Source organism: Ramlibacter sp. GS1-15 (assembly GCF_057785015.1).
On the sequence record NZ_JBYNTU010000001.1, the window covers coordinates 2271580 to 2298016 of the forward strand.

Genomic DNA, 26437 nt, shown 5'->3' on the forward strand with positions numbered 1-26437 from the left:
TATGTTTCCCGAACAGCAGCAAGAGCCTCGCACGTTCTGGAGGTCCCCGGCCGGCATCGCGCTGTGCGTCGCACTGCTCGTGCTGGGCTTCTACCTGTTGACCGAGCACACCGCCCACGTGTTCGGTCTCCTGCCCTATCTCATCATTCTGGCCTGTCCGTTGATGCACGTGTTCATGCACCACGGCCATCACTCTCATTCACGTGGGCGACAAGGGAGCAGCGACGATGGACAGCACGAGCAGTGACTATGGGCTGTGGGGCCTGGTGTTCCTCAACACCATCGTTTTCATCGGCTTTGCCTACAGCTTTTTCAAACCCGCCAACCGCCGTGACTGGCGCGGTTTCGGCGCCTACAGCGCATTCATCGTCGCCTTGTTCGCGGAGATGTACGGCTTTCCCTTGACCATCTACCTGCTCTCGGGTTGGCTGGGCTCGAAGTTTCCGGGCGTGAACCTGTACGGGCATGAAGCCGGCCACCTGTGGTGGCTGCTCACCGGCCGGCACGGTGACCCGCACTTCGGGCTGATGCATCTTCTGAGCTTCGCTTTCATCTTCGGCGGGTTCACGCTGCTTGCGAAGTCGTGGCACGTGCTGTACCACGCCCAGCGCCGGAACGAAGTGGCGTCCGCCGGGCCGTATGGCTGGGTGAGGCATCCGCAATACATCGGCTTCGTGGCCATCATGTTCGGGTTCCTGCTGCAATGGCCGACGCTGCTGACGCTCGCGATGTTCCCGGTCCTGGTACTGATGTACGTGCGCCTGGCGCTGTCGGAGGAGCGCGATTCCGAGCGTACATTCGGCGAGGCATGGCGCGCTTACGCGGCCAGGACGCCGCGGTTCTTCCCGCAGCTCGGCGGGCATCGCGAAGAGCAGCGCGTCGGCCACTCATGAATGCCCAGGTCATCGTCGCGATCAAGCTCCTGCTCGTGCTGGCGGCGGCGAACACCGCGCCGCTGGTGGCCAAACGCCTGATGAAGGATCGCTGGAACGCGCCGATCGATGGGGGCCGCGTGTACGTCGACGGCCGACCCCTCCTCGGACCATCCAAGACGTGGCGGGGCCTGATGGCGGCGGTGGGCGCGTCGGCAGCCGTAGCCCCGGTTGTGGGCCTCCATCCGGCCGCGGGCGCGATGCTCGGCGCTGCTGCCATGATGGGAGATGCCTTGGCCAGCTTCATCAAACGCAGGATGGGAATGCGCCCAAGCAGCCGCGCCTTCGGCCTGGACCAGGTGCCTGAGGCGCTGCTCCCCTTGATCGTGGTGCGGCCCTGGATCGACCTGGCATGGAGCACGGTGATCGTCACCGCGCTCGCCTTCCTGGTGCTGGAGCCGCCGCTGGCGAAGCTCTGGCACCGGCTCGGCTGGCGCGATCAGCCTTATTGAGGCGCGCCTCACGCGTCGATCGCCTGCCCGACCTTCAGCCGCGCCGGCGAGGTGTCAGGCGCGCGCACAAGCAGCAGCGCGCAAGGTGCCTCCTCGAGCAGCCGCTTGAGCACCGGAGCACGCCCGCGGCCGAGCGCGCCGTGCCAGCCCAGCGCAAGCAGGCTCGTGCCTTCACGCGCCACGTGCTCCAGGAGCGCATCGGCCGGATTACCGCGCCGCAAGAGCACCTCCCGCACACAGCGCGCCTCGTCGGCGCTGCAGCAGGCGAGCCCCCGCTCGGCCATGTCCTGCAGGCGACGCCCGTACTCGTGATGCGGCGCATCGGCGTAAGCACCCGCGCCTGTGGCGCCGTCGGCGGAGTGCATGAGCTTGACGGTCAATCCCAGCGCAGAAGCAAGGTGTGCCGCGGCCTGCAGCGCGCCGTCGCCCTGCGGCTCGCCGCTCGCGGCGGCGAGCATGGACCGCCATGGCAGCGCCTCGCGGTAACGAACGGGCAGCAGCACCACCGGCACGGGACTGGCCCGGATCACCGCTTGCGCCACGCTGCCGAGGCGCTTGCCGAGCGCAGCCCCTGCGGCGGCCGACTCGCCGCGCGCGCTCATGACGACCAGCTGGACGCCCTGGCTGGCAATCGCGTCGAGCACCGCCGCCTGCGCGTTCTCCACCGGCTGGTGGACAACCACCTGCGCGCGCTCGCCCTCGGGCAGCCGCAGGCGCGCGAGGGCTTCGCGCCCCGGCAGGGGCTGGCTTGTCGCGTGCACAACGTGCAGTGTCGCGCCGAGCGCTTCGGCGAGCCACATCGCGCAGCCGGCCGCCCTCGCCGCCTCCGGGGAGCCATCGAGCGGGAGCAGCAGGGATCGGAACGCACTCATGGGCGTGCCACCTGCAGGCGGTAGGTGTTGCCGCGCCAGGCGAGGCGAAGCTCGATGGCCCGCCAGTCCGGCGGCAGCCTGTCGGCTGCGCGCGGGTGTGCACTGGGCCCGCCATCGGCGAAGCGCACGCCGAGGAAGCCGAAGACGAGCGCCTGCCAGGTACCGCCCATCGTCGCAGGATGCACGCCGAGCATGCTGTTGTCCATCGCGTTCTGCAGGTCGAGCCACAGGCTGCGCTCCCAGTAGCGCTGCGCATCTTCTGCGAGCCCGAGGCGCGCCGCAATGGCCGCATGCACGGGTGGCGAGAGGCTGCTGCCGTGGTCGGTGCGGGGCTCGTAATAGCGATAGTTGGCCGCGACGACGTCGTCGGAGAACGACTCGGGAAAGAGGAACGGCAGCATCAGCACATCGGCCTGCTTGATGAGTTTCACCCGGTTGATCCGCTCCCAGTCGAAGAGCCGGTTGACCGGCGCCTTGAACCGCTCATCTCCCGCGAGCGCATGCTCGTCCAGGGCGAAGAAACCCTCGAACTGCTCGATCACGCCATCGGCGCCCGGCCCCGGGCAGTGGACCTCGCGTGCCACGCCTTTCCATTCGTCCGCTTCCGCGCCGCCCTTGTTCAGGTATTCGGCCGCCCAGGCAGCACGCTCGAGGTTGAAGCGCGCCATCCAGTTCGTGTAAGCGTTGTCGTCGACTCCGTGGTGGTACTCATCGGGGCCGACGACGCCGCGGATGTGATAGCCGCCCGGCCCGCGCACCGCGCGGCTCGCCCAGAAGCGGGCGGTGTCGAAGAGGATCTCGGCGCCCGGCCCGGCGAGAAAGGCGTCGTCGCCGGTCGCCTCCCAGTAGCGCCACACGGCATAAGCGACGTCTGCAGTGACATGGATCTGCTGCTGGCCGGTGAAGATCGGAATCTCCTTGCCGGTGCTCCTCAGCACGATGCGCGACGGCGTCACGTCGTCCCCGGTCACGGTCGACTCCCAGGCGAAGCAGGCGCCGCGGCAGCCGAAATTCCGCGCCCGCCGGCGCGCGCCATCGAGCGTCCCGTGCCGGTAGAGCAGCAGGCTGCGCGCGCGCTCGGGCTCGACGTGCAGGAAGAACGGCAGCATGAAGATCTCCGTGTCCCAGAAGACGTGCCCCTCGTAGCCGCGGCCGGTGAGCGTGCGCGCGCCGATCGAGGTGCGTCCATCGTCGCCGGCGGGCAGCCGCAAGTGATAGGCGGCGAACCGCAGGGCCTGCTCCACCGCCGGCCGCCCGGCGACCCGTATGTCGGCCTTCTGCCAGAACGCGCTCCAGGCCTCCGCGTGCGCGGCGAAGGCCGCGTCGAAACGGCTCCAGTCGAGCGAGCGCACGTGTGCGAGCGCCGCGGCACGCGGGTCCGCATCGTCGCCGCTCTTGAAGACCGAGATGACGCGCCGCAGCCCGGCCGGTGTCCGTTCCGTGCGCGCAGCAATGCAGATCTCCATGCCGGAGGCGCGCGTCGCGTAGCGCAGCAGCTCGAGTTCGCCTTCATGCAGATGTTCGATGCGCTCGACATGCGGATGGCGCTCGGGCGCCTGCGCATCGTCCAGCGTCGCGGAGGCCGCGATCTCGGCCCAGTGGTTCTCGGGGCTGATCACCGCCTCGTGCAGCAGCAGATGGGGATCCGCGAGCGAGGCGCAGCGCCGCGTGTGCACGCGCGTGCGCCGGCCACCTGCTGTCTCGTAGAGCGCCTCGATGTGCAGGACGCCGGCCTTGAGATCGAGCAGGCGGCGCAGCTCCAGGCCGTGAGGTCCGGCGAAGTCGAGGCGTTCGCCCCCGATCGCGAGTTCGAGCCGGAACGGCGAGGGCAGCGGCACCAGTTCTGCGTGCGGGTCGTCGCCGCGCTCGGGGGCCAGTAATTCGACTTCCGAATACGGCAGGTCGGCGCGCTTGCGGTCGTAGACGCCGGCGACGAACAGATCGCCCTGGGAAACCGGCAACGGCGTGTCGAGCGCGCCGCGCACGCCCATGTAGCCGTTGCCGACGGCGAACAGGCTCTCCATCTGGCGCTCGCGTGCCTGGTCGAAGCCTTCCTGCTCGATGCGCCAGGCCACCTCCTCCCGACGCCGGAGAAACGCCGCCTCGAGGCGTTCGGCATCGAGCTCGGCGAGGTCCTGGACGACGACGTCGGCACCGGCGCCGCGCAGTGCCGACTCGTTACCGCCACGGTCGATGCCGACCACGAGCCCGAAGTCGCCGCGGCGCCCGGCCCGCACCCCCGCCACGGCGTCCTCGAACACGAGCGTCCGCGCGGCAGGGACACCCAGCGCCTGGGCGCAACGCAGGAACATGTCGGGGTCGGGCTTGCCCTTCAGGCCCAGGGCGTCCAGGTCGATGCCGTCCATGCGCACGTCGAACAGCCCCTCGATGCCCGCGACTTTCAGGATCTCGCGGCCATGGCGGCTCGAGGTCACCACGCCCGTCTTGACGCTGCGGTCGCGCAGCACTTGCACGATGCGAAGCGTCGAGGCGAAGGTCTGCACGCCCTGCTCGCGCAGTCGCCGCTGGAAGATCTCGTCCTTGCCCGCAGCGAGCGCCGCCTGCTCGTCTTCGCCGAGCTCGAGGCCGCGCGCACGCAGGAAGCTGCGCACGCCCTCTATACGAGGCTTGCCGTCGACGTACGCGCGGTACTCCGCCTGCGCATCGAACGGCTGGAACGGCCCGCCACGCCTTGCGAGAAATCCGTCGAACAACTCCTTCCACGCATTCGCGTGCAGCTGCGCCGTGCGCGTGATGACTCCGTCCATGTCGAAGATCGCCGCCTCGAAGGCGGCGTTCACCGGGCGAGCCTGCGGATCAACCATGCATGACGACTCCAGTACGCCTACGCCAGAACGGGCAGCCCCAAAACGCAATCCAGGTGTGATCGTCGCGCCGCGTTGGATCTCGCGCAAGCCTGTACCCGCACCCCCCAGCGCAGGTGCCCGGATCGGGGCCTGGCTGAACCATGAACCACGTGCTCGAGGCGTGGCATCACGGCATGATCCCGGCATGCCAGACCGCCTCGTCGATGCCCTCGCCGCCCAGCTCGGCGCGTCCTGCATCGAGACGCACATCTCGTGGGTGCTGCTCGGCGGGAGCGACGCGTACAAGATCAAGAAGCCCGTGCGGCTCGCGTTCGTGGACTACGGCACCCTGGAGGCGCGGCACCGGTTCTGCGAGGAGGAGTTGCGGCTGAACCGGCGTCTCGCCCCGTCCCTGTACCTCGACGTCGTGGCCATCACCGGCGACGAGACCAGGCCGCGGCTGGGTGGCGGCGGGCCCGCAATCGAGTACGCGGTGCACATGCGCCGGTTTCCGGCCGGGGCGCTGTTCTGCGAGATGCTGGCCGCCGGGACGCTCGCCCCGCCGCACGTCGACGCCCTGGCCGAGCGCCTCGCGGCCTTCCATCAGGACGCACCGCGCGAACCGCCCGACGCAAGCTACGGATCGCCGGCCCGGCGACGCGAATGCGCTCTCGCCACCCTGGACGGGTCGCGCGTGCACGCGGGCGTCGACGAACGGGCCGCATTGGACGTATGGTTGCGCCGCGAGGCGGATCGACTCGAGCCGCTGTGGACCGCACGGCATGCGCGAGGCTGCATCCGCGAATGCCACGGCGATCTTCACCTGGCCAACATCGTCGTCGTGAACGGGGAAGTCCTGGCCTTCGACGGCATCGAATTCGACCCCGCGCTGCGCTGGATCGACATCCTCGACGACGTCGCTTTCGCCGTGATGGACTTCGAGGCGAGCGGGCGCGGGGACCTCGCCTTTCGCCTGCTCGATGACTGGCTGGACCGCACGGGCGAGCACACCGCCGTGCCGGCATTGCGCTTCGCCTGCGCGTACCGCGCGCTGGTGCGCGCGCAGGTCGCGACGCTCCGCGGCGATGCACTGCTTGCGCGCCGCTATCTCGAGGCCGCACTGCGCTGGACGAGGCCCGGCGCACCGCGCCTGACCATCACGCATGGCTTGCCGGGCTCAGGCAAGACCTACCGGTCGCAGGCGCTGCTCGAGCGCGAAGGTGCGATCCGCCTGCGCTCGGATGTGGAACGCAAGCGGCTGTTCGGCCTGGCGATGCTCGAGCCGTCGCGCAAGCTCGGTATCGACATCTACACCGCCCAGGCCGGGCAACGCACGTACGCCGCCTTGCTGGCGAAGGCGCGCACGATCCTCGAGGCGGGTTGGCCGGTGATCCTCGATGCCGCCTTCCTGCGGCGCGCCGAGCGCGACGAGGCACGAACGCTCGCGCTCGGGATGAGCGTGCCGTTCGACATCCTGGATTGCGATGCGCCGGACGACGTGTTGCGCGAACGCCTGCGCGCCCGCACCCGCGATGCCTCGGAAGCGGACGAGACGACATTGGCGAAGCTGGCCGCGGGTGCACAGCCGCTGGACGACGACGAGCGTGCGCACATCCGGAGCTAGGCGCGTCGGGACTTCATTTCGGCGGCGTGGCGTCCATGCGGTCCATCATCATCTGCATCATGGACTCCATCATCTCCATGCGCTTTTCCGTGTCCTTGGACTGGCTCATCATCGACATGCCGTCGTTCATCATCTTCATGTGATCGGCCATGAGCGCCTGGCGCTCCTCGGGCGTCTTCGCTGCCATCATCTTCTCGTGCATCTCCTGCATGGCCTGCATCTGCTTGTCCATCGCCATCGAGCTTTGCGTGGCGGGCTTCGAAGCGGCGGGCTTCGGTGCCGGCGCCGCAGGCTTCGAGGCCGGGGATTTGGCTGCGGACGCCGCGGCATCCGGATGGTGAGCCGCGTGATCCTGGTCGCCGGGCGTTGCGGCCAGCGCGGACAGAGCCACAACGGAACACGCGCCGGCGACGATGATGAGCTTGTACATCTTGTTTTCTCCGAAGCTGTGAGTGAAGGGCTCAATCTCACCCCCGGTCTTTCTCAACGGATTTGACCCTGGTCAAGCCAGTCGCAGTACGTGCTTCGTAGGCTCGCGAAAGACCATGGAAGCGCCTGCCCGCTCGAACAATGTCTCCCGACGCACCGCAGTGCTTCTCGGTGCGTCGCTGCTTTCTTGCGCCGCGGTGACGGTGCGCGCGGCCGACCCTTCCGGCCGCGACATCATCGACCGCGTCGAAAAGCTCCTGTGGGGCAACACCGTGCAGGGCGACTACGAGATGACGATCACCACGCCGCGGTGGACCCGCACGCTGGTGCTCAAGGCGTGGATGGACCGGCCGAAGCGCTCGTTCATCCGCATCGTCGCGCCCGCAAAGGAGGCCGGCATCGGCTCGCTGCGCATCGGCGCCGAGATGTGGAACTACCTGCCCAACGTGGAGCGCGTCATCAAGATCCCGCCGTCGATGATGCTGCAGTCGTGGATGGGTTCGGACTTCACCAACGACGACCTCGTCAAGGAAAGCAGCATCCTGGACGACTACACGCACAAAGTCCTGGGCGTCTCCGCGCTCGATGGACAGCAGGCGTGGCAAGTGGAGGCGATCCCGAAACCCGATGCGGCCGTGGTATGGGGCCGCGTCGTCTACTGGGTGCGCCAGGTGGACTTCATCCCGCTCAAGCAGGAGTACTACGACGAACGCGGCGAACTCGTGCGCGTCATGACCTTCTCGGACGTGCGCAGCGTCGGCGGGCGCGTGCTGCCGGCGCGCTGGGAGATGCGCCCCGTCGGCAAGCCCGGCAACTCGACGGCGATCGTGCTGAAGGACGCGCGCTTCAACCAGCCGATCGACGAAGCCATCTTCACGCAACGGAACCTGCAGAAGCCATGAGCGCCGCCGGCGACGTCATCGTCAAGCTTCAGGGTATCCGGCGCGTCTATCGGCAAGAGAGCGTGGCGGTCAATGCACTCGATGGCATCGATCTCGAGATTCGCAAGGGCGATTTCGCCGTGCTGGTCGGCCCGTCGGGTTCGGGCAAGACCACATTGCTGAACCTGATCGGCGGCTTGGACTCTCCCACAGCGGGCCACCTGTGGGTCGACGGCCAGGAGATCGGCGGCATGACCAGGTCGCAGCTGTCGCAGTTGCGCCTGCGCAAGATCGGCTTCGTCTTCCAGGAGTTCAACCTCATCCCGGTGCTGTCGGCGCAGGAGAATGTGGAGTTCGTGATGCTGCTGCAGGGCACGCCGGAGAAGGAGCGGCGCGAGCGCGCCGCGGCGCTGCTCGCCGCGCTGGGTCTGGCCGGTATGGAACATCGCCGGCCTTCGGAGCTGTCGGGCGGGCAGCAGCAGCGCGTCGCGGTGGCACGTGCGATCGCAGCGCAACCGATCATCGTCCTTCCCGATGAGCCCACGGCCAATCTCGATTCCAGGGCCGGCGGCGCCCTCATGGACATGATGCGGCGCCTGAACGACGAGCAAGGCGTGACCTTCGTGTTCTCGACCCATGACGCGATGGTGGTCGAGCGCGCACGGCGCGTGATCCGCATGCGCGACGGGCGCATCGAGGCGGACGAGCGGAGAGCGGCGTGATGCTCGCGCGCCTGGCCTGGCGCAACGTGCTTCGCAGCCGCCGCCGATCGGCGATCACCGTCGCCTCGATCGCCCTCGGCCTGGCCGCACTGAGCTTCCTGTGGGCCTTCGTCGAAGGCATGAACCAGCAGATGATCGAGAACTCCACTCGATACCTCGCGGGCGACATCCAGGTTCACCTGAAGGGCTACCACGATGACCCGAGCCTGGACCTGACGATCAATGAGGCGCCGCCCGTGCTGTCGGCGATCGGCGCCACGCCGTCGGTCGCGGCGGCCACGGTCCGACTCGAAGGCAAGGCGCTCGCGAGCCAGGGAGACAAGTCACGAGGCGTTCTCGTCACCGGCATCGACGTGGAGACGGAGCCGCAGGTGACGAAACTGTCCAACGCGGTCGTCTCCGGCTCGCTGCTGCTGCCTCACGACAAAGGCGTCATGATCGGCGAACAGATGGCCGAAGCGCTGGGCGTGAAGGCCGGCGGCGAGCTGCTTCTCGTTGCCCAGGCCTACGACGGCTCGGTGGCCAGTGCGCGAGTGCCGATCCGCGGCGTCTTCCGCACGCACATCGACGAGCTCGACGGGTTCATGGCGGTGATGTCGATCGAAACGGTGCGCGAGTTCTTCTCGGCGCCCGAGGGTGCGACGGCGGTCGCTCTGCGCCTGAAGGACCGCGAACAGGTCGGCGCCGTGGGCCGCGAGCTGTCTCGCCGACTCGGCGATCGCTACGAGGTTGTCGCGTGGCAGCGCTTGCTGCCGATGGTGGCCGTCAGTTCGCGCTATCACGAAGTCATGGCCTACGTGGTATTGGTCGTGTTCTTCGGCATCGTGGCGGCCGCGGTCATCAACCCGGTGCTCATGGGCGTGCTCGAGCGCACGCGCGAGTTCGGGATCATGCTCGCCGTGGGCATGAGCCGCTCGCGCCTGCTCGGGCTCGTGCTGATGGAGGCGGTGCTGCTCGGGATCTGCGGACTGCTGCTCGGGAACGCGCTGGGGCTGGGCGTCACATCCCTGTTCGCGCGCATCGGGATCGACCTCGGCTCCTTTGGCAATGCCGTGCGCACGATGCCGGGCCTGGAAGACGTGGTGTACCCGGTGATCCGCCCGGGGCGTTTCGTGATGGTCTCGGTCGTCGTGTTCGCAACGGCGGGACTCACCGCCCTGTATCCCGCGGCGAAGGCGGCGCTGCTCGAGCCGGTAGCGGCGATTCGCGGTCGGCTCGGCGCCGACGACGGGCGCTCGCACGGCCACATCGCAGCGCACGCGTGGCCGGTGTTCGTGCTGATCGCCGCCCGCAACATCCTGCGCAATCGGCGGCGCACCGCGATCACGGTGGCCGGCACCGCGTTCGGAATTGCGGCCTACGTGTTCCTCTTCAGTTACTTCGACGGTTTCGGCGAAGAGATCATCGGCAACAGCACGCGCTACCTGACCGGTCATCTGCAGATCGGGCGGCCCGGCTTCCGTCACGATCTGGCGCCGGAACTCGCGCTGGGCGACCCGGCGCCGGTCCTCGCCGCATTGCGGTCACAACCGCGCGTCGAAGCCGCCGCGCCGCGCATCGAAGCACAAGCGCTCGCGAGCAGCGCCACGCGCTCGGAGGGCATCATGCTGCTCGGCATCGATCCGATCGAGGAGCAGCGCATCACCTTCGTGCACCAGACCATCGTCGAGGGACGGGCGCTCTCTCCCGGCGCGGACCGCGAGATCGTCGTCGGCCGGCAGCTGGCACAGAAGCTGGGCGTGCGGCTCGGCGAGAAGATCGTCGTCATGTCGCAAGCGGCGAACGGCGAACTTGGCACGGCCGCCTTTCGCGTCGGCGGCATCTTCGCGACCGAGAGCGCATCGTTCGACACGACGATGGCTTTCGTCACCTTGCGCGCCGGGCAGAACCTGCTGGCGATGGACACCCGGGTGTCCACGGTCAACGTGCGGCTGCGCGATCGCGGCGAGCTGCCCACCGTGATGGCCGCGCTGCGAGGCACGTTGCCACCGGGCGTGGAGCTCGCCCCCTGGCAGGACCTGCTGCCCCAGGTCGACGAGATGGTTCGCATGACGCGCGTGATCTCCAATATCGTGCTGGCGATCGCCTTCGTGGTGGTGGCGATGGCCGTGATGAACACCGTCTTCATGGCGGTGGCGGAGCGCACCCGCGAGTTCGGCGTGATGATGGCGCTCGGTGCCTCGCCGCGCGCGGTCGAGCGCATGGTGGTGTACGAAACGGCCGCACTCATGGCGCTCGCGTCCATCGTCGGGTACGCGATCGGCGGCGGCCTGGCGGTCCATCTGGGCAGGACGGGGATCGACTTCTCGTCGTTCTTTCAGGGCTACGCCGCGATTCCGGGATTGACCGGCATCGTCCATCCGGTGCTTCTCCTCGACCGCACGATCATTCCCGGCGTGGTTCTCTTCGTGTCCGGTGTGCTGGTGTCGCTCTATCCGGCGGGCAGTGCGGCGCGTCTGGATCCGGTCGCTGCGATCCGTCATGTCTGATGGAGCTCGCTGGCGCCGCGCTCTTGTCGCGGCCGTGTGCGCCGCGGGCCTGCATCCGGTCGCAGCGCAAACGCAGCAGCTGCAGTTCTCGGGCTACTACAAGAACCTGCTGATCGAATCGCGCACGTGGCTGGATCAGCCCTTCACCCTGGACCTGAACCGGTTGCGGCTGGCGCTCAAGGGAGCCTTGTCGGATGCGGTCAGCATCGATCTCCAGTACGACAACGAGGTGCTGCTCGGGAACTACTTGCGAACGCCTCAGTTCCAGCAGCAGAAGGACGTGCCGCCGCCCCAGCTGTGGAGGCTGGATGCGAACTGGCGCGAGACGCCCGGCTTCCATGGTCGCCAGCGCCTCTATCGCGCGTCGGCGAACGTGTCGCTCGGCGAGACCGATGTTCGTGTCGGTCGCCAGCGCATCGCGTGGGGCACGGGGCGGTTCTTCAGTCCGCTCGATCTGCTCAACCCGATCAGCCCCATCTCGATCGAGCGCGAGGAGCGGCTGGGTACCGACGCGGTGCTGGTCGAACGCAAGTTCGGGCCTTTGTCGCGTGCGAGCTTCGTGTATGCGGCCGGGCGCGGGTCCGATCGCGACACTCGCGCTGTGCGATGGCACGGGAACGTGTCGGCACTGGATTACTCGCTGCTGGTCGGCGACATTGCCGGCACGCGTGCCATCGGAGCGGATTTCGCGGGCCAGATCGGGCAAGCCGGATGGCGTGCGGAGCTTGCCCGTTTCAGCCCGCGCTCTGCGGGCTCATACACTCGCGCGCTCGCCGGCCTCGACTATGCCTTCGCGAATTCGCTGACGCTCACGGGCGAGCTGTATTTCAACGGCGCGGGCTCGGCAAGCAAGGCCGGCTACGACTTTGCGGGCCTGATGAGCGGGCGCATCCAGTCCGTCGGCCGGCGGTATGCCGCGGCGCACGCAAGCTACGACATCACCCCTTTGCTCAAGGGCGAACTGGACGCGGTCGTGAATCTGGGGGACCGCAGCCGCTACCTCGGTGCGGCGCTGGCGTATTCCGTCAGCGCCAACCTGGAGCTGCGCGCCGGCGTGCAGCGATTCAGCGGCGCATCGGGCAGCGAGTTCCGTCGCGTGCCCAACACCGCCTACGTGCAGCTGCAGCGCTTCTTCTGAGCGAGTTCCATCAACGGATCAGCAACGCACCCACGCCCTCGCCGGCCGGCTGGAGGGGCCCCAGGGGATTCGTCTGCCGCTCGGTACGGCTGGTGCTCGCCTGCCCGGCGACGTTGCGGAACAGCACGCGATCCCCGCTGACGACCACCAGCGCATCGAACCACCAGCCCGTCACTTCGGTGACCCGGCGCAGATTGAAGAAGTCGGCCCAGAAATTCCCCTCTCGCTCGCGCCGTTGGCTCTCGAAATGGAACACGTACCCGCGGCAACCGGTGCTGGCCTTGATGCATTCGCGGATCCCGGGATCCAGCGAATCCACCGGAATGCCCGAATAGGGCACCAGGCGGGCGATCACGTCCGGGTACGGCACGAGCGTCACGTTCCTGCCCGCCTCATGGTCGAACCCCAGCTCGCGCAACTCGCCGGTGCGGGTGCGGAACGGCACGATGCGCGAGGCCGCCTCCTCCGCTTCCTTGAACGTTCCGAAGGGCGAGGGCGTTTCGGCATTTCCGCGCGGCAGGACGGAAGCGCAGCCCGCCAGCGCCAAGGCTGCCGCGAGCATGGTCAGGCGGGTTTGCGTCGTCATGTTCGAACTGTGGCTGATGAGCCGCGCCGGCGTTTGATCCGAATCAACTGCCTCCCAACGGAAGGGATCAAGACTGAAGCCACCATCAACAGGAGCACACGCAATGGACACCTCACACACGGGACTGGCGGAAGGCGGCGAACGCGTCGCACGCGACCTGCGCACCATCGTCGAAGACGCCGAAGCACTGCTGAAGCACGCTGTGCGCGACGCCGGCACCGGCTACGCCGACGCGCGCGCACGGCTGGAGCGAAGCCTGCACGCGGCACGAACGCAGCTCGAGGCGATCGAGCAATCCGCCGTCGACGGACTCGGCGAAGCCGGGCGCGCCGCGGACAGCTACGTGCGCCAGCATCCGTGGCCCGTCATCGGTGCCAGTGCGGGCCTCGGCCTGGTGATCGGGCTGCTGCTGGGCCGGCGATGAGCATGGCCGACAGCGCGCGGCAACTCGCCGCTTCGCTGGTGACCGCGGGCCGCCAACGCCTCGAACTCGCCGCGCTCGACGTGCAGGAGGAGCTGCTGCGCGCCGGGATCTGCATCGCGGGAATGCTCGCGGTGTCGGTCCTGGCCACGGTGGCGCTCGTGGGCGTGTCGGCGGCTTTCGTCCTCACGTTCTGGGACCGGGCCGGAGTGGCTTCGCTATGGCTCATTGCCGGATTGTTGGCTGCCGCCACGTGGGCGCTGGCCTGGCGGCTCGCCCGCACGCTGCGCACCCGGCCACCGTTCCTCGGCGCCACGCTCCAGGAACTCGGACGGGACGCTGACGCCCTGAGGCGCCCGTCATGAAAGAGCTCGAGCTCCTGCAGCAGCGCCGGACCGAGCTCCGACGCGACATCGGGGCCGGCCGCAAGCGCGCCGCCGCGAGGGCGGCGGACCTGCGCGTGCAGGTCGGCGTCGCCATGCTCGCCGCCTCGGCCGGACGGCTGCTCGCCGGGCGTTCACGCATCGGCGCGCTCACGCGCCTCTCGCTCGGCATCCTCGCCACCGTCGGCGCCGCCCGCATCTTCGCTGCCGGTTCGCGTGGGCAGCGAAACTGAAGACAGCGGCAAGCGCAGCGTGAGCGTCGCGGGCTCGGCGTGGACTTCCATGCCGAACTTGCGCGCGAGCGCCGCCATGACGTGGTTGTCCGGCAAGCAGTATCCGATGAGCTCACCGGTGCCGCGCTCGCGCAGGTGCACCAGCATCTTGCGCAGCAGCGCCGTGCCCAGGCCCCTGCCCTGCCATTCGCCGGCCACCTGCAAGGCGAACTCGGCCCGCTCGTTGTCGGGATCGCACGCCGCCCTGACTTCCCCCGCCATGGTGCCGTCGGGCGCCAACGCGATGAAGGTCATCTCGCGGTCGTAGTCGATCTGGCTGTAGCGCGCCAGTTCGGAGCGCGGGACTTCGCGCCGCGCGAAGAAAAAGCGAAGCCGCATGTCCTCGGGCGAAGCGCTCGCGTAGAAGGCCTCGAGGCGGGAGGCGTCCTCCGGCCGGATCGGTCGCACCGTCACGGTTGCAGCGCCGATGCGCAACTGCTCCTGCAGCTGGGCCGGATAGGGACGGATCGCAGGCGGCGTGAGGCGGCGCAGGGCCGGCGCGGAAACACGCACGCGCGCATCGAGCGCGATGACGCCGCCGGCATCGACGACCAGCGGGTTGATGTCCAACTCGGCCAGGCCCTCTAGCTCGCACGCCATCGTGGACACCTTGAGCAGCACGTCGTGCAGCGCGGCCTCGTCCAGCGGTGCCCGCCCCCTCGATGGCGCGAACAGCGGCTTCAGTCCGCTGCGCTCGACCAGGTCGTCCGCCAGCAGCGTGTTCAGCGGCGGCAGGGCCACGGCATGGCGCTGCGTGAGTTCGACGTCCGTGCCGCCCTGGCCGCAGAGGATGACCGGCCCGAACACCGCGTCGTTCGACATCCCGACGATCACTTCCCTTCCGCCGGGGCGACGCACCATCGCCTCGATCGCGAACCCCAGGACATGCGCATCGGGCTGCGCGCGCGCAAGGTGCTGGCGCATGCGGAATGCGGCATTGCGCACCTCGTGCTCGCTTTGCAGATCGAGCACCACGCCGCCCACGTCCGACTTGTGGATCACCTGCGGCGACATGATCTTGAGCGCGACGGGAAAGCCGATTTCCGCGGCCAGGCGGGCGGCCTCGTCCGGGTCGTGGGCCTTCCTCGTGTCCACGACGGGAATGCCCCAGACGCCCAGCAGCGCCTTGGCATGCACTTCGTCGAGCCAGCCGCGCCCTTCGCGCACCGCCATGTCGATCAGCGACTGCGCATATGCCCGGTCGACCGTCCCGTCTTCCGGCGCCGCCGGTGGAATCTGCCGCAGCGCCTGCTGGTTGCGCGCGTAGGTGACGATCTGCAGCCAGGCCTGCGCCGCGCGTTCGGGCGTTTCGAACCACGGGAATCCCGCCTCGCACCAGGCGTCGCGCGCGGGCTGCACGGACGGGCCGCCCAGCCAGCAGCCCAGCACGGGTTTGGGAGCGGCCTTCACCGCCGGCAGGCACGCCTTGGCGATCTCGGCTGCCGGCACCACGGCGGTGGGCGCGTGCGCCAGGACCACGCCGTCCACTTCCGGCGCCGCAAGGAGCACGCCCAGCGCCTCGGCATACCTTGTGGCGGGGGCGTCGCCGATGATGTCGACCGGATCGCCGTGCGACCATGCCGCGGGCAAACACGCGTCCAGCGAAGCGACGGTTTCGTCGCTCAGGCCGGCGAGCTTGCCGCCGCCCAGCGAGAGCGCATCGGCGGCGAGCACACCGGCGCCGCCGCCGTTGGTCACGATCGCCAGGCGCTCGCCACGGTAGGGCCAGGGATGCGCCAGGTTCTCCGCTGCGTCGAACAGCGCCTCGAGCGTCGGCACGCGCAACATGCCTGCGCGTCGCGCGGCCGCGTCGAAAACGATGTCGGAGCCGGCCAGCGCCCCCGTGTGCGACGCCGCGGCGCGTGCGCCTTCGGGCGCACGGCCGGACTTGACGACGATCACCGGCTTGTTGCGCGCGGCCGCCCGTGCTGCCGACATGAACTTGCGGCCGTGTTTCACGGATTCGGCATACATCAGGATCGCGCGCGTGCCCGGATCGCTGCCGAGATAGTCCAGCACGTCACCGAAGTCCACGTCGGCGCTGTCGCCGAGCGAGATGAAGTGCGAGAACCCGATGCCGCGGCCGTTCGCCCAGTCGAGCATCGCCGTGGCGAGCGCGCCCGACTGGGTGACGAAGGCGAGCTTGCCCCGTCGGGCGTCGGCGGGCGCGAAGCTGGCATTCAGGCCCAGTCCGGGCACGAGCAGGCCGATGCAGTTCGGCCCCAGGATGCGCAACAAGTGCGGGCGCGCGGCGTCGAGCATCGACTGCTCCAGGGTTGCGCCGTCGTCGGAGGCGGGCTCCTTCAGCCCGCTGCTGATCACGATGGCCGCGCGCGTGCCCCGGCGCCCGAGCTCGTCGATGAGCTTGGGTACCGTTGCGGCCGGCGTGCAGATGACGGCCAGGTCGGGCGCCTGCGGCAGCGAAGCCACGTCGCTCCATGTCCTTTCGCCGGCGACGGCGTCGTGCCTCGTGTTGACCGCCCAGACGGGCCCCCGGAACCCGGCGCCGCGCAGGTTGCGCCACACGATGGAGCCGATGCGGCCCGGCTTGTCCGAGGCCCCGATCACCGCGATCGAAGCCGGACGGAACAGGTGTTCGAGATGTCGGATGCTCATGGTGCCCATGGTGGATCGCGGCCGTCCGGCTGGATTGACATGGCTCAAGCCGGAGGCAATCGGCTGCTTCCAGAATGGCTCGCATGAAGACCTACGACGCCTCCATGGCTCCCCGCTTTCGTGCCGCCCTCCTCGAGCAGGCATCGCAACTGGACACGAGGCTCGCGGCGGAAGTCCGCCTTGCCGCAGCCGACGACGCCCAGGAGGTGGCCGATCAGAAGGACGCGGCGGCACGCGACGTGGAGAGCCGGCTCTTCGATATCCAGGCGTCGCAGGCGTCCACCCGGCTCGACGAGATCTGCGCGGCGCTTTCCAGGATCCGCGACGGCAGCTACGGCATCTGCATCGACTGCGGGGATCCGATCGACCTGCAGCGCCTTGCCGCGATGCCGGAGGCGCCCCGCTGCGCGTCCTGCCAGGGCGCGCACGAGAAGGTCGCGCGCAACCACCACTGAGATGGCCTCGGCCCTCGCACACAACGCCCTGCGCATCCGGCGCGTCGGCATCGACACGTACCAGGAGCCGGTGCTGTACATGCGCCGCGATTGTCCCGTTTGCCTGTCCGAAGGATTCGAGGCCCAGTCGCGCGCGGAAGTGGAGGTCGGCGCGCGCAAGATCGTGGCGACGCTCAACGTCGTCGACGAGGCGTTCCTTCCCGAATGCGAGGCCGGGCTGTCGGACGCGGCATGGCGCCTGCTGGGCGCCAGCGAAGGCGATATCGCCCTGCTGCGGCACCCTCCCCCGCTCGAGTCGCTGGGGCATGTCCGTGCGAAGGTCTATGGGCGCAAGCTGACGCAGGGCGCCTTCGACGCCGTGATCGGCGACGTCGCCGCGGGCCGGTATTCGGACCTGCAGCTCGCGGCATTCGTCACGGCGTGCACGGACGCGCTGGATGCGGACGAGACCGTGGCGCTGACGCGGGCCATGGTCGATGTCGGCGAGCGCATGCGGTGGGCCGAAGGCTTTGTCATGGACAAGCACAGCGTCGGTGGGCTGCCCGGCAATCGCACGACCATGCTCATCGTGCCGATCGTCGCCGCGTGCGGCCTGCGCATCCCCAAGACGTCCTCGCGCGCGATCACGTCGCCGGCAGGGACCGCCGACACGATGGAAACCCTGGCGGCGGTCGAATTCGACGTTCCGCGCATCCAGTCCATCGTCGAGAAGACCGGGGGCTGCATCGTGTGGGGCGGCGCGGTGCGCCTCAGCCCGGCGGACGACGTGCTGATCCGCGTGGAGCGCCCGCTCGACCTGGACAGCCCCGGCCAGCTCGTCGCGTCGGTGCTGTCCAAGAAATGCGCGGCGGGCGCCACGCACGTGCTGGTCGACATGCCGGTCGGCCCCACGGCGAAGGTCCGCAGCGCGCACGCAGCCGCCGCGCTGGAGAGGCGCCTCGTGCATGTCGGGGAGGCGCTGGGCATGCGCGTGCGCGTCGCGCACACCGACGGCAGCGTCCCGGTGGGCCGCGGCATCGGCCCGGCGCTGGAAGCGCGCGACGTGCTGTCGGTGCTCCAGGGACAGCCCCGTGCCCCCGAGGACCTCGCCCTGCGGGCGATCGAGCTGGCGGGCGAACTGCTCGAGTTCGGCGAAGCCGCGCCACGCGGCGAGGGGCGCGCGCTCGCGGCGGCGGTGCTCGCGGACGGTCGCGCGTGGCGCAAGTTTCAGGAAATCTGCGAGGCGCAGGGCGGCATGCGCGAGCCGCCGCGGGCCGCGTTCACCCAGGAGATCCCGGCGCCGCGCAGCGGAAGCGTGATCGCCATCGACAACCGCCGGCTCGCCCGCATCGCCAAGCTGGCCGGCGCGCCGAAATCGCCGTGCGCCGGCATCGAGCTGCACGTGCAGCACGGCGACTTCGTGGAGCGGGGGGAGCCGCTCTTCACGCTGCACGCAGGCTCGCCGGGGGCCCTGGCCTATGCCGTCGACTATGCACTGACCCAGCCCGACACCCTGCGGGTCGCGGAAGACGTATGAAGACGGTGCTGGCATGGCCCGGCAGCCGCCTGGCGGCGGCGCTCGCGGCGGAGCTCCAGTGCGAATGCAGCGAGCTGGCCATCCACCGCTTCCCGGACGGCGAGCAGCTCGTGCGCATCGACGCCAGCCTCACCGGCCACGACGCCCTCATCGTCGCGAGCCTCGATCGTCCCGGCGACAAGTTCCTGCCGGTCGCATTCGCGTGCGATGCGGCCCGGGAGCTCGGGGCACGCCGGGTCATCCTCGTGGCCCCCTACCTGGCTTACATGCGGCAGGACCTGCGCTTCCATCCCGGCGAGGCGATCAGCTCGCGCACGTTCGCACGCCTCGTCTCGAGCACCGCCGACGCGCTCGTCACGGTCGATCCGCACCTGCACCGCTGGACGAGCCTGTCCCAGATCTATTCCATCCCCACCAGCGTGGCGCCCGCCGCCGCGTCGATCGCGCAATGGATCACCTGGAACGTGCCATCACCCCTGGTCGTCGGCCCCGATTCGGAGAGCCGGCAGTGGGTGGCCGAAGTCGCGCGGCAGGCGAACGTCCCCAGCATGGTCCTGGAAAAGACGCGCGGCGGAGACCTCGACGTCGCCGTCCGGCTTTCCGGCGAAGTCCCTCCCGGCCGCTGGTCGCCCGTGCTGGTCGACGACATCGCCTCGACGGGACGCACGTTCGTCGCCGCGGCCGCCGCGCTGCGTCGGGCCGGGTTCGCCAGTCCCGTCGCCGTCGCCGTCCACGCATTGATGGACGACGAGTCGCTTGCCGCACTGCGCGCCGCCGGCGTGCAAACCTTCGTCAGCTGCGACACGGTCGAGCACGCCACCAACGGCATCACGGTCGCTCCCGCGCTGGCCCACGCCGTTCGCCAGTTCACATCCCGCTGATGCGTGCCGGCACAAGCGACGAGGGCCGCGCAAGCGGCCCTGGATGTCGATCGGGAAGGGACGGTGACCTACCGGTTGTCGTCGTGGTTGATGTCGCCGGACTTCTGGGCCTCGGCGGCCTCAGCCCTGCGCTTGATGGCGGCGGCCTTGCGCTCGGGCTTGGAAACCTTCGTGATTTCCGGCGCAGGCGGGGCGGCTTCGGCATTCGCGGGATGCGTCTTCGCGACGGCACGGGCTTCGGCCTTGCGTGCCTGCTTGGCGGCGGCCTTTTCCTCTTTGGTGACGGCCTTGGTGGGCGCGGCCTTGGCCTCGTCGGCGTCGTCTCCGCCCTGGGTCTGGGCGTAGCCGTTGGCGGCCACCAGCGAGACCAGGGCCATGCTCAGGGTGAGCGCAAGTTTTTTCATGAGGGCTTCTCCAGTTGAAGAGGTTGAAGTAGCGGACCTGAGTGGGTCCTCAAATCCGATTTCAGTATTTCATCGGCCCTCACCGGCCAAGTTGACGTCGGTCAAGCCGCCTCAAGGCTGCGCGAGCTGCCGACGGTACTCATTGCGCTTCATGCGCAGGTAGGCTTCGCGCTCGACCTCGTGCAGCTGCCGCGGATAGCGCTCGGTCGCGTCGAACCACGCGGCCAGGCGCTTGTCGAGCTGCTGGCCCGGCGGCGCCGACAGCGAGTCCAGATACACGTCGATCGCGAGGTAGTAGCGCATCGTGTTGCGCTCGGTCACGCCGCGCATGCCGCGCACGTATTCCGCCCCCTCGCCCGCCGGCGGACGGCTCATCACCGTGAAGCCGACCTTGTCGCGAGCGACGGTCGCGAGGTACACGCGCATCGCGAGGCTGCTCGCGCCGCCGTAGCTGAACGAATAGCCCATGTGCAGGAAAGTCCGCCCGCCCTCGAGCGGCACCGCCTCGGCGAGCAACTGGTAGTCGCGCGTGTCGTACGGTCCGTCGTCCGCTTCCATTTCGACGGCGAGGTAGTCGGCGCGCGCGACCGCCGGCTTCCAGGCGAAGTCCAGCAGCGAGGCCGTGTGCACCGGCTGTTCCTCCTTCTTGCCGACGCGCACCTGGATGCGGATCGCGCCACCCTCGCCCGTGCGGCGGCAGTACTTGGTGTTCAGGTGCAGGATGAGCACGTCGCACCAGCGCGCCGGGTCCGACAGCGTCGCGCTCACGAGCGGGAAAGGATGATCCAGGACGGCATAGATGTCGCCGTCCAGCCGTCGCCCCGCTTCCTGCGACTGCAGCACCAAGGGGCCGCCGAACGGGTTGTTCGCCAGCTGCGCACCCAGGTTGCCGTAGCGCGCGCGCAGGCCCAGGGCACCGAGCGCCGCGCCCGCCTCGGCGCTCGTCGCGAGGGTGAGCGCAAACGCGAGTGCAAGGATCGCGAACAGCGAGCGGCGCATCATCGGCCGCCTCCCGCACGCGCACGCGAGTGCCACCATGCGTGCGCCGCCGACAGCACCGCCGCACCCGCGACGATCGTCGCCAGGGCAATGGCCTCGTAATGCTCCACGTCGCCCAGCCAGCGCTGGACGGCGTGACCGAAGAGGTAGCCCGCGCCGCCGACGAGCGGCGCCCACACGGCGGCGCCGAGCACATTGAAGAGGGCGAAGCGCCGCGGCGAGACGCCGAGCGCGCCCATGGCGATCGGTCCCGCGATGCGCAACCCGTACATGAAGCGGATGCCGAAGATCAGCGTGGCATCGTACCGTTGCAGCAGGATGCCCACGCGCCGGCCGGCGCGCCCCAGCACGGCGTGCCGCCTCAGCAGCGGCGGGCCCACTGCGCGCCCGAACCAGAAGAACAGCTGGTCGCCCACGGTTCCGCCGAAGAACGCGAGCAGCAGCACCACAGGCAGGTCGAGATAGCCCTGATGCGCCGCGAAGCCCGCCAGCACCAGGATGGTCTCACCCTCGAGCAGCGCTCCCACCAGCACGGCGGCGTAGCCGTAGTGTGCGAGCCAGTCCATGCGGCAGTCTGGTCCGGACCGGGGCCCCCCGCGTTGACGTGAATCAACGGGAGCGGGGACTGGCGCGGGAGAACGCGCGCGCCTCCTGGGCCGCACGCTCGTGCTTGCGGGCGATGCTGCCGCACACGATGTCGCACAGCCGGTAGACGGAAGCGTCGGCGATGCGGTAGTACGCGGCGGTGCCGCGCGTCTCCCGCGCGACCATCCCGCGCTGGGTGAGGAAGGCCAGGTGGCGCGAAACGTTCGCCATCGACGAGCCCGCCGCCTCGGCCAGTTCGCCCACGTTCCGCTCGCCCTCGCGCAGCTCGTTGAGGATGCGCAGGCGCGTCGGCTCGGCCAGCGCCTGGAAATAGGCGGCCACCTGTTCGAGGGCTTCGGACGAAAGGCCTTGCATGCTTGAAATTCTACCACTTGCTTATTTGCTTAATTGCGCAAATAATAGATCCATGAACCGACAGCTTTCCCTGGTGTTGCGCGCGGCAGGCGCCGCGGCCGCCGTGCTCGCAGCCGCGCTCCTGTGGGCGATGTCCCGTCCCGACGGGGCGGGCGGCCCGCCGGCGCCCGCGCCGCCGCTTCTGGCGAGCACTGCCGTCGCCTCGTCCACCCTGCCCGGCCTCGTCGTCTATGACGGCGCGGTGCAGGCGGTGCGCCAGACGACGATCGCGGCCCAGGTGTCCGGGACGGTGGTGGCACTGGATGTCAAGGCCGGCGATACGGTCAAGGCCGGGCAGTTGCTGCTGCGCCTCGACGCGCGAGCGGCCGAGCAGACCGCCGCCGCCGGCGCCGCGCAGGGACGCGCGGCCGGCGCGGCCCTGGACGCCGCCCGGCGCGAGTACGAGCGCCAGCGGCAGCTGGTGGAGAGCAAGTTCATCAGCCAAGCTGCGTTCGACCGTGCGGAAGCGCAGTACAAGTCGGCGCAGGCCGAGGCGGCGGCCCAGCTGGCCAACGCCGGCGCAGCGCGCACGCAGACGGACTTCTACGTCATCCGCGCGCCGTACGCGGGCGTCGTGTCGGAGGTTCCCGTCGTGCTCGGCGACATGGCGATGCCGGGCCGGCCGCTCGTGACGGTCTACGACCCGTCCGCGCTGCGCGTGAGCGCGGCCGTGCCGCAGACGGTCGCGGCGCTCCTGACGAAGGACGCGGTCCCCGCAGCCGAAGTGCCCGGCGCCCGCACGCCACGCTTCGTGCCTGCACACGTGCAACTGCTGCCGGCGGTCGACGCCGCCACGCACACGCAGGAGCTGCGGCTCGACCTGCCGACCGGCACCACCGGCGTTACGCCGGGCATGTTCGCGCGCGTGTGGCTGCCCGCCGGCGGTGCCGCCGAGGGTGGGCGCCTGTTCGTGCCGGCGCGGTCGGTGGTGCGGCGCGCGGAACTGACCGCGGTCTACGTCATCGGCGAGCAGGGCCGGCCTGTCTTGCGCCAGGTACGGCTGGGCCGGGCCGAGGGCGACCGGGTGGAGGTGCTGTCGGGCGTGGCCGCGGGCGAGCGCGTGGCCCTCGATCCGCAGGGCGCCGCCACCGTGCGTTGAGGGAACGAGCGATGCCGCACCACCCCCTCGGTCCGACCGGACGCCTCGCGGCGTTCTTCCAGGAAGCGCACATCACGCCGCTGCTCGCGCTCCTGGCCCTGCTGCTCGGCGCGTTCGCGGTGCTGGTCACCCCGCGCGAGGAGGAGCCGCAGATCAACGTGACGATGGCCGACGTGATCATCCCCTTCCCGGGCGCGTCGGTGGCAGACGTCGAGCAGATGGTCGCGACGCCCGCCGAGCAGGTGCTGGCGCAGATCGCCGGCACCGAGCACGTCATGTCGGTTTCGCGTCCGGGCGTCGCGGTGGTCACGGTGCAATTCAAGGTCGGCGTGCCGCGCACCGAGGCGCTGGTGCGCCTGCACGACACGATCAGCTCCAATGCCGACTGGCTGCCCCGGGGCCTCGGCGTACTCGAGCCCGTCGTCAAGCCCAAGGGCATCGACGACGTGCCCATCGTCGCACTGACGCTTTACGCCAGGGACGACCGGCTGGCCGGTTTCGATCTGGAACGCGTCGCGCACAGCCTCGAGGCGGACCTGAAGCGCGTGGCCGGCACGCGCGAGGTCACCACGATCGGCGGCCCCGGCCGCGGCATCCTGGTCGAGCTCGACCCCGCGCGCATGGCCGCCGCCGGCGTCACGGTCGCGGACCTGCGCCAGGCCTTGCAGTCCGCGAATTCCGGTGTGCCGCTGGGCGACCTGCTGGGCGGCAACCGCTCGGTCGCGCTCGAAGCCGGTCCTTTCCTGCACGATGCGCGCGACGTCGCGGACCTCATCATCGGCGTGCGGCAGGGCCGGCCGGTGTTCCTGCAGGAGGTGGCGAGCGTTCGCGACGCCGCCCTGCCCGCGCAACGCTACGTCTGGTACGGGACCGCGGGCGAGAACGCGGCCGAATCGCCGGCGGTCACGATCGCGATCACCAAGAAGCCGGGCGAGAACGCGATCGCGGTGGCCGATGCGGTGACGCGACGCGTCGACGAGCTGCGCAACACGGTCATCCCGCAGGGCGTGGGCGTGGCCGAGACGCGCAACTACGGCGCCACGGCCGGCGACAAGGCGCAGAAGCTGATCCAGAAGCTGCTGTTCGCCACGGCCTCGGTGGTCGCCCTCGTGTTCCTCACGCTGGGCCGGCGCGAGGCGGCCATCGTCGGCACGGCGGTCGTGCTCACGCTCGCTGCGACACTCTTCGCTTCCTGGGCCTGGGGCTTCACGCTCAACCGGGTTTCGCTGTTCGCGCTGATCTTCTCGATCGGCATCCTCGTGGACGACGCCATCGTGGTGGTCGAGAACATCCACCGGCACCAGGCGCTGCACCCGGACCGGCCGCTGCGCGAGCTGATCCCGCAGGCGGCCGACGAAGTGGGCGGCCCGACGATCCTCGCGACCTTCACGGTGATCGCCGCGCTGCTGCCGATGGCGTTCGTCAGCGGGCTGATGGGCCCGTACATGGGCCCGATCCCGATCAACGCGAGCATGGGCATGCTCCTGTCGCTCGCGATCGCGTTCGTCGTCACGCCCTGGCTCGCGCGGCTCTGGATCGGACACGCGCCGGGCGCGCACGACGGGCGTCCCCGGCCGGGCGGGCTGGCCGGCAAGCTCGCTCCGTTGTTCGAGCGGGTGTTCCGTCCGCTGCTCGACGAGGCGACCGGCGCGCGCAAGCGCCGCCTCGTCGGGCTGGGCGTGGCGCTGGCCATCGCGTTGTCGGTCGCGCTGCCCGCGTTCGGGCTGGTCGTGCTCAAGATGCTGCCCTTCGACAACAAGTCGGAATTCCAGGTGGTGGTCGACATGCCCGCGGGCACGCCGGTCGAGAAGACCGCGGCCGTATTGCGCGACCTCGGCGCGGTGCTCGCGAAACAGCCCGAGGTCACCGATCACCAGGCTTATGCCGGCACCGCGTCGCCGATCAACTTCAACGGCCTGGTGCGCCAGTACTACCTGCGCGCCGGCGGCGAGGTGGGCGACATCCAGGTGAACCTCGCGGACAAGCACCGGCGCAAGGAGCAGAGCCATGCGATCGCCACGCGGGTGCGTCCGCTGCTGCAGGCGGTGGGGGCGCGCCACGGCGCGAATGTCAAGGTGGTCGAGGTGCCCCCCGGCCCGCCGGTGCTCGCGCCCATCGTCGCGGAGATCTACGGCCCCGACGCGCAAGGCCGCCGCACGGTGGCGAAAGCGGTGCGGGCCGTGTTCGAGGGGACGGCCGGCGTGGTGGACGTGGACGACAGCAGCATCGCGGCCGCGCCGCGCAAGCTGCTCCTCGTGGACCGCCGCAAGGCCGCGGCCCTGGGCGTGCCGCAACAGGCCATCGTCTCGACGCTGCGGGCGGGGCTGGCCGGCGAGGCCGCCGCGTACCTGCACGACCAGAGCAAGTACCCGGCCGCGGCGGTGCTGCAGTTGCCGGCCGAGCGGCAAGGCGAACTCGACGCGTTGCTGCAGCTGGCGGTGCGCGGCGCCGCCGGGCAGCTCGTGCCCATCCGCGAACTCGTCGCCGAGAGCGACAGCCTGCGGGAGCAGCCGGTCTACCACAAGGACCTGCTACCGGTGAACTACGTCGTCGGCGACATGGCCGGCGCGGTGGACAGCCCCCTGTACGGCATGTTCGGCATGCGCGGTGCGATCGCGCAGGTCCGCACGCCGGGCGGCGGCACCCTCGCCGAATACTTCATCCGCCAGCCCTCGGACACCTACCGCGACTACGCGATCAAGTGGGATGGCGAATGGCAGGTCACCTACGAGACCTTCCGCGACATGGGCGCCGCGTACGCCGTCGGGCTGGTGCTGATCTACCTGCTCGTCGTCGGGCAGTTCGGGTCGTACCTCACGCCGCTCGTCATCATGGCGCCGATCCCGCTCACCCTCATCGGCGTGATGCCCGGGCATGCGCTGCTGGGCGCGCAGTTCACGGCGACCAGCATGATCGGCATGATCGCGCTGGCGGGCATCATCGTGCGCAACTCGATCCTGCTGGTCGATTTCATCAACCTGCAGGTCGCGCAGGGCGTGCCGCTCGCCGATGCGGTCGTCCGCTCCGCGGCCGCGCGCGCGCAGCCGATCCTGCTGACCGGCGTCGCGGCGATGCTGGGCGCGTTCTTCATCCTGGACGACCCGATCTTCAACGGGCTCGCCATTTCCCTGATCTTCGGGATTCTCGCGAGCACGGTGCTCACGCTGGTCGTGATCCCGCTGCTGCATTTCATGGCCCTGCGCCGGCGCGCGCGGGCCGCATCGCTTTCCGTTACACAAGGAGCTTCGGCATGACTTCCTGGCAGATCGTCCGCCTGGCCGCGGGCACGTTCATCCTCGTTTCACTCGCGCTGGGCGTGCCCGGCAGCCCGCTGTTCGTGAGTCCATGGTGGCTCGCGTTCACGGCCTTCGTCGGTGCGAACCTGCTGCAAAGCTCGCTCACGCGCTGGTGCCTGCTGGAATCGATCCTGCGCAAGCTGGGCGCGAAGCCGGGCTGCTGA

General features: G+C 69.7%; 26 protein-coding genes. 17 read left to right on the plus strand and 9 right to left on the minus strand.

From position 1 onward, the window contains the following. Position 1: 1 nt before the first annotated feature. Genes AC3EF3_RS11425 through AC3EF3_RS11435 form a run of 3 tightly spaced genes read left to right on the plus strand, consistent with a single transcriptional unit; the run spans position 2 to position 1384 of the window. Complete coding sequence (locus AC3EF3_RS11425; RefSeq protein WP_488532273.1) at positions 2-247, plus strand: DUF2933 domain-containing protein; 246 nt, start codon at positions 2-4, stop codon at positions 245-247. Further along, the gene (locus tag AC3EF3_RS11430; RefSeq protein WP_488532274.1) at positions 228-893 is read left to right on the plus strand and encodes a methyltransferase family protein; all 666 of its coding nucleotides are present in this window, start codon (positions 228-230) and stop codon (positions 891-893) included. Before AC3EF3_RS11425 ends, AC3EF3_RS11430 begins: the two co-directional genes overlap by 20 nt. Beyond that, on the plus strand, positions 890-1384 hold the full coding sequence (locus AC3EF3_RS11435; protein WP_488532275.1) for a CDP-archaeol synthase: 495 nt from the start codon (positions 890-892) through the stop codon (positions 1382-1384). Before AC3EF3_RS11430 ends, AC3EF3_RS11435 begins: the two co-directional genes overlap by 4 nt. 8 nt (positions 1385-1392) lie before the next feature. On the opposite strand, the gene AC3EF3_RS11440 is transcribed toward AC3EF3_RS11435, so the two are convergent. Both AC3EF3_RS11440 and AC3EF3_RS11445 read right to left on the minus strand, forming a co-directional pair. Beyond that, the gene (locus AC3EF3_RS11440) at positions 1393-2256 is read right to left on the minus strand and encodes a universal stress protein (protein ID WP_488532276.1); all 864 of its coding nucleotides are present in this window, start codon (positions 2254-2256) and stop codon (positions 1393-1395) included. After that, the gene (locus AC3EF3_RS11445) at positions 2253-5081 is read right to left on the minus strand and encodes a beta-phosphoglucomutase family hydrolase (protein ID WP_488532277.1); all 2829 of its coding nucleotides are present in this window, start codon (positions 5079-5081) and stop codon (positions 2253-2255) included. The genes AC3EF3_RS11440 and AC3EF3_RS11445 overlap by 4 nt, the downstream gene beginning before the upstream one ends. A 187-nt stretch (positions 5082-5268) precedes the next feature. Between AC3EF3_RS11445 and AC3EF3_RS11450 the strand changes: the two genes are divergently transcribed. Then, on the plus strand, positions 5269-6687 hold the full coding sequence (locus AC3EF3_RS11450; protein WP_488532278.1) for a bifunctional aminoglycoside phosphotransferase/ATP-binding protein: 1419 nt from the start codon (positions 5269-5271) through the stop codon (positions 6685-6687). A 13-nt stretch (positions 6688-6700) separates the two neighbouring features. Here AC3EF3_RS11450 and AC3EF3_RS11455 read toward each other — a convergent pair whose 3' ends face one another. Then, positions 6701-7117 carry a hypothetical protein gene (locus AC3EF3_RS11455; protein ID WP_488532279.1) on the minus strand — a complete coding sequence of 139 codons (417 nt, stop codon included), beginning with the start codon at positions 7115-7117 and terminating at the stop codon, positions 6701-6703. Positions 7118-7232: 115 nt separating this feature from the next. Between AC3EF3_RS11455 and AC3EF3_RS11460 the strand changes: the two genes are divergently transcribed. From AC3EF3_RS11460 to AC3EF3_RS11475, 4 genes are read left to right on the plus strand one after another with little or no spacing between them, the layout of a single operon-like run. Further along, a complete protein-coding gene (locus tag AC3EF3_RS11460; RefSeq protein ID WP_488532280.1) occupies positions 7233-8018 on the plus strand; it encodes an outer membrane lipoprotein-sorting protein in 786 nt (261 codons plus the stop codon). Beyond that, complete coding sequence (locus AC3EF3_RS11465; RefSeq protein ID WP_488532281.1) at positions 8015-8719, plus strand: ABC transporter ATP-binding protein; 705 nt, start codon at positions 8015-8017, stop codon at positions 8717-8719. The genes AC3EF3_RS11460 and AC3EF3_RS11465 overlap by 4 nt, the downstream gene beginning before the upstream one ends. Further along, positions 8719-11208, plus strand: coding sequence for an ABC transporter permease (locus tag AC3EF3_RS11470; protein WP_488533777.1), 2490 nt, complete (start codon positions 8719-8721; stop codon positions 11206-11208). Before AC3EF3_RS11465 ends, AC3EF3_RS11470 begins: the two co-directional genes overlap by 1 nt. Next, complete coding sequence (locus AC3EF3_RS11475) at positions 11201-12346, plus strand: hypothetical protein (RefSeq protein ID WP_488532282.1); 1146 nt, start codon at positions 11201-11203, stop codon at positions 12344-12346. The genes AC3EF3_RS11470 and AC3EF3_RS11475 overlap by 8 nt, the downstream gene beginning before the upstream one ends. A 10-nt stretch (positions 12347-12356) precedes the next feature. Here the strand turns inward: AC3EF3_RS11475 and AC3EF3_RS11480 are convergent, their stop codons facing one another. Beyond that, positions 12357-12932: a hypothetical protein gene (locus tag AC3EF3_RS11480; protein ID WP_488532283.1), complete on the minus strand. Its 576-nt coding sequence runs from the start codon at positions 12930-12932 to the stop codon at positions 12357-12359. A gap of 103 nt (positions 12933-13035) precedes the next feature. Between AC3EF3_RS11480 and AC3EF3_RS11485 the strand changes: the two genes are divergently transcribed. The 3 genes from AC3EF3_RS11485 to AC3EF3_RS11495 are packed head-to-tail and all read left to right on the plus strand — an operon-like array spanning position 13036 to position 13969. Beyond that, the gene (locus AC3EF3_RS11485; protein ID WP_488532284.1) at positions 13036-13356 is read left to right on the plus strand and encodes an ElaB/YgaM/YqjD family protein; all 321 of its coding nucleotides are present in this window, start codon (positions 13036-13038) and stop codon (positions 13354-13356) included. A 2-nt stretch (positions 13357-13358) separates the two neighbouring features. Continuing rightward, positions 13359-13718: a phage holin family protein gene (locus AC3EF3_RS11490; protein ID WP_488532285.1), complete on the plus strand. Its 360-nt coding sequence runs from the start codon at positions 13359-13361 to the stop codon at positions 13716-13718. Further along, positions 13715-13969 carry a hypothetical protein gene (locus AC3EF3_RS11495; RefSeq protein ID WP_488532286.1) on the plus strand — a complete coding sequence of 85 codons (255 nt, stop codon included), beginning with the start codon at positions 13715-13717 and terminating at the stop codon, positions 13967-13969. Before AC3EF3_RS11490 ends, AC3EF3_RS11495 begins: the two co-directional genes overlap by 4 nt. Here the strand turns inward: AC3EF3_RS11495 and AC3EF3_RS11500 are convergent. After that, a complete protein-coding gene (locus AC3EF3_RS11500; RefSeq protein ID WP_488532287.1) occupies positions 13871-16624 on the minus strand; it encodes a bifunctional acetate--CoA ligase family protein/GNAT family N-acetyltransferase in 2754 nt (917 codons plus the stop codon). The genes AC3EF3_RS11495 and AC3EF3_RS11500 overlap by 99 nt on opposite strands. 83 nt (positions 16625-16707) lie before the next feature. On the opposite strand from AC3EF3_RS11500, the gene AC3EF3_RS11505 reads away from it, so the two are divergent. Genes AC3EF3_RS11505 through AC3EF3_RS11515 form a run of 3 tightly spaced genes read left to right on the plus strand, consistent with a single transcriptional unit; the run spans position 16708 to position 19476 of the window. Beyond that, positions 16708-17079: a TraR/DksA family transcriptional regulator gene (locus tag AC3EF3_RS11505; protein WP_488532288.1), complete on the plus strand. Its 372-nt coding sequence runs from the start codon at positions 16708-16710 to the stop codon at positions 17077-17079. A 1-nt stretch (position 17080) separates the two neighbouring features. Then, on the plus strand, positions 17081-18595 hold the full coding sequence (locus AC3EF3_RS11510) for a thymidine phosphorylase family protein (RefSeq protein ID WP_488532289.1): 1515 nt from the start codon (positions 17081-17083) through the stop codon (positions 18593-18595). Then, on the plus strand, positions 18592-19476 hold the full coding sequence (locus tag AC3EF3_RS11515) for a ribose-phosphate diphosphokinase (protein ID WP_488532290.1): 885 nt from the start codon (positions 18592-18594) through the stop codon (positions 19474-19476). Before AC3EF3_RS11510 ends, AC3EF3_RS11515 begins: the two co-directional genes overlap by 4 nt. A 68-nt stretch (positions 19477-19544) precedes the next feature. Here AC3EF3_RS11515 and AC3EF3_RS11520 read toward each other — a convergent pair whose 3' ends face one another. From AC3EF3_RS11520 to AC3EF3_RS11535, 4 genes are all read right to left on the minus strand, one after another. Beyond that, the gene (locus tag AC3EF3_RS11520; RefSeq protein WP_488532291.1) at positions 19545-19880 is read right to left on the minus strand and encodes a hypothetical protein; all 336 of its coding nucleotides are present in this window, start codon (positions 19878-19880) and stop codon (positions 19545-19547) included. A 111-nt stretch (positions 19881-19991) separates the two neighbouring features. After that, positions 19992-20882, minus strand: a complete 891-nt coding sequence (locus AC3EF3_RS11525; RefSeq protein WP_488532292.1) for a hypothetical protein — start codon at positions 20880-20882, stop codon at positions 19992-19994. Further along, on the minus strand, positions 20879-21445 hold the full coding sequence (locus tag AC3EF3_RS11530) for a DedA family protein (RefSeq protein WP_488532293.1): 567 nt from the start codon (positions 21443-21445) through the stop codon (positions 20879-20881). Before AC3EF3_RS11530 ends, AC3EF3_RS11525 begins: the two co-directional genes overlap by 4 nt. A gap of 43 nt (positions 21446-21488) precedes the next feature. Then, positions 21489-21839, minus strand: coding sequence for an ArsR/SmtB family transcription factor (locus AC3EF3_RS11535; protein ID WP_488532294.1), 351 nt, complete (start codon positions 21837-21839; stop codon positions 21489-21491). A gap of 52 nt (positions 21840-21891) precedes the next feature. Between AC3EF3_RS11535 and AC3EF3_RS11540 the strand changes: the two genes are divergently transcribed. The 3 genes from AC3EF3_RS11540 to AC3EF3_RS11550 are packed head-to-tail and all read left to right on the plus strand — an operon-like array spanning position 21892 to position 26437. Continuing rightward, the gene (locus AC3EF3_RS11540) at positions 21892-22977 is read left to right on the plus strand and encodes an efflux RND transporter periplasmic adaptor subunit (protein WP_488532295.1); all 1086 of its coding nucleotides are present in this window, start codon (positions 21892-21894) and stop codon (positions 22975-22977) included. Positions 22978-22988: 11 nt separating this feature from the next. Further along, positions 22989-26231, plus strand: coding sequence for an efflux RND transporter permease subunit (locus tag AC3EF3_RS11545; protein ID WP_488532296.1), 3243 nt, complete (start codon positions 22989-22991; stop codon positions 26229-26231). Beyond that, positions 26228-26437 carry a YgaP family membrane protein gene (locus AC3EF3_RS11550; RefSeq protein ID WP_488532297.1) on the plus strand — a complete coding sequence of 70 codons (210 nt, stop codon included), beginning with the start codon at positions 26228-26230 and terminating at the stop codon, positions 26435-26437. Before AC3EF3_RS11545 ends, AC3EF3_RS11550 begins: the two co-directional genes overlap by 4 nt.